Below are 2,702 nucleotides of genomic sequence, written 5' to 3'. Positions count from 1 at the left end.
GCCGAGGACACCTTCGTCCGGCTGCTGCGCGCGGCCGTCGCGATCGAGGCCGGGGAGAGCGCCGCGGCGGAGGTGTATCTCGAGGCCGCGCACGTCGGGTCCGGCGCGGCCTCCCGGCTGGTCCCGGCGGCGTGGGCCGTCGCGCTCGGCCACGCGGGCAGTGCGGGTGTCTCGGGGGGGGTGGGGGGTTTGCGGCGAGGGGGGGGTGCTGGTTTGTTACCCCCCGCGCCCCACAAACGCATCTATTGTACTCAGCCGCGCCCGGTGTAGTTCGGGGCCTCGACGGTCATGGTGATGTCGTGCGGGTGGCTCTCCTTGAGGCCCGCCGCGGTGATCTGCACGAACTGAGCGCCCTGCAGGTGCTCGATGTTCTGCGAACCGGTGTAGCCCATGGCCGCGCGCAGGCCGCCGACGAGCTGGTGGATCACCTGGTTGACCGGGCCGCGGAACGGGACGCGGCCCTCGATGCCCTCGGGGACCAGCTTGTCCTCGGCGAGCACGTCGTCCTGGAAGTAGCGGTCCTTGGAGTACGACTTGGCCTGGCCGCGGCCCTGCATGGCACCGAGGGAGCCCATGCCGCGGTACGCCTTGAACTGCTTGCCGTTGACCAGCACCAGATCACCGGGCGACTCGGCGGTGCCCGCGAGCAGCGAGCCGAGCATCACGGTCGAGGCGCCCGCGGCGATGGCCTTGGCGACGTCACCGGAGTACTGCACGCCACCGTCGGCGATCACCGGGACACCGTGCGGCTTGCACGCGGCGACGGCCTCGAGGATCGCGGTGATCTGCGGCGCGCCGACACCGGCGACGACGCGGGTGGTGCAGATGGAGCCGGGACCGACACCCACCTTGACAGCGTCGACGCCCGCCTCGACGAGCGCCGCGGCGCCCGCGCGGGTGGCGACATTGCCGCCGACGATCTGGATGCGGTCGCCCACCTCGGCCTTCACCTTGGACACCATCTGCAGCACCTGCGACTGGTGGCCGTGCGCGGTGTCGACGATCAGCACGTCGACCCCGGCATCGGCCAACGTCATCGCGCGCGACCAGGAGTCCTGGCCGACACCGATCGCCGCGCCGACCAGCAGGCGGCCGTCACGGTCCTTGGTGGCGTTGGGGTACTGATCGGTCTTGACGAAGTCCTTGACCGTGATCAGGCCGCGCAGGCGGCCGTTGCCGTCGACGATCGGCAGCTTCTCGATCTTGTGGCGGCGCAGCAGCCCCAGCGCAGCCTCGGCGGTGACGCCCTCCTGGGCGGTGATCAGCGGCGCCTTGGTCATCACCTCGTCGACCCGGCGGTCCTGGTCGACCTCGAAGCGCATGTCGCGGTTGGTGATGATGCCGACCAGGGCGCCGGTCTCGTCGACCACGGGCAGACCCGAGATCCGGAACCGGGCGCACATCGCGTCGACCTCGGCGAGGGTGTCGGTGGGACGACAGGTGACCGGGTCGGTCACCATGCCCGCCTCCGAGCGCTTCACCGTCTCCACCTGGGCGGCCTGATCGGCGGCCGAGAGATTGCGGTGCAGCACGCCCATACCGCCCGCACGCGCCATGGCGATGGCCATGCGCGCCTCGGTGACGGTGTCCATGGCCGAGCTCACCAGCGGCGTGCGCAGGGTGATCTCCCGGGTGAGCCTGCTCGAGGTCTCGACGGAACTGGGGATGAGATCCGAGGCGGCAGGCAGCAACAGCACGTCGTCGAACGTGAGGCCGAGCATGGCGATCTTGTTCGGATCGTCGCCACCCGTAGGAGGGCGCACCGCGATTCGTTCGCCCGACACGGGATTACTCATTCGGATCGACCCCTCCTGGTCGTCGGTAGCAACGTACGCCGAAAGCTGCGATGCGACGGTGCTGAGCGGAAAAGATTGATGGTCGGTGAGAACACGCTCGCCGACGCCTGCATTCCATGGTATCCGGCGGGCGAACACGCCTGCGAAGTGAGGCCCGTGGCAAAACTTGCCCGGTGCATCGCTGGCGCAGACCACCAAGTACTGCGTACCGTGGGGATGTGCGTGACCATCTACCACCTGGCCTGCCGCCGGATCCCTTCGCCGGAGACCCCTCCGACCCGTCCGCCGCGCTCGATGCCATCGAGCCCGGTGAGCCGCTGGATCCTCATGAGCGCCTCGCGGTCGAGGAAGATCTCGCCGACCTCGCCGTCTACGAAGCCCTGCTGGCCCATCGCGGGATCCGCGGGCTCGTCGTCAGCTGCGAGGACTGTCGGCAAGATCACTACCACGACTGGGACATGCTGCGGGCGAATCTGCTCCAGCTACTCGTCGACGGCACCGTCCGTCCGCACGAGCCCGCCTACGACCCGACGCCCGAGGCGTACGTCACGTGGGACTACTGCCGCGGCTACGCGGACGCGTCGATGAACGAGGCGTTCCACGGCGACGGATTCGACGGCTTCGACAACTGAGCCGCCCGCACGGCGCCGCTCTCCCGCCCCGGTCACGCGTGCGCGGGCAACGACGCGACGAGCATCCGAACAACGCGAAAGGCCCCCCAACCCCAAGGGTACGGGGCCTTAACGTCCATTTTAAGGGGGAGGGGTCGCCCCGCCGGCCCCGCCGGTTACGAGCACTCGCACCACGCCAACGATACGTGCTCATTCGTCCCTTCCGTGCCAGGAGGCCGCCGAGTTCCGTTGTCGCACCGCGCTTCAACTGTGACGATCTCGCGATATATACTGT

The 2,702-nt window shown here is 69.2% G+C and carries 2 protein-coding genes; one reads left to right on the top strand and one right to left on the bottom strand.

Annotation, left to right across the window (positions count from 1 at the left end; genetic code table 11):
• Positions 1 to 251: 251 nt before the first annotated feature.
• Positions 252 to 1,796, bottom strand: coding sequence for an IMP dehydrogenase (gene guaB / locus QH270_RS11285; RefSeq protein WP_280340731.1), 1,545 nt, complete (start codon positions 1,794 to 1,796; stop codon positions 252 to 254).
• Between the two features lie 218 nt (positions 1,797 to 2,014).
• Between guaB and QH270_RS11280 the strand changes: the two genes are divergently transcribed.
• The gene (locus QH270_RS11280) at positions 2,015 to 2,428 is read left to right on the top strand and encodes a DUF5319 domain-containing protein (protein WP_022567296.1); all 414 of its coding nucleotides are present in this window, start codon (positions 2,015 to 2,017) and stop codon (positions 2,426 to 2,428) included.
• Positions 2,429 to 2,702: the final 274 nt, after the last annotated feature.

Source organism: Nocardia neocaledoniensis, assembly GCF_029868625.1.
GTDB classification, from domain to species: domain Bacteria; phylum Actinomycetota; class Actinomycetes; order Mycobacteriales; family Mycobacteriaceae; genus Nocardia; species Nocardia neocaledoniensis_A.
This window is presented reverse-complemented; position numbering and strand designations above follow the sequence as displayed.

What these genes read in the sequence shown, in the direction of transcription:
- guaB (WP_280340731.1), bottom strand. Translation starts at nt 1,796, where the DNA reads ATGAGTAATCCCGTGTCGGGCGAACGAATCGCGGTGCGCCCTCCTACG.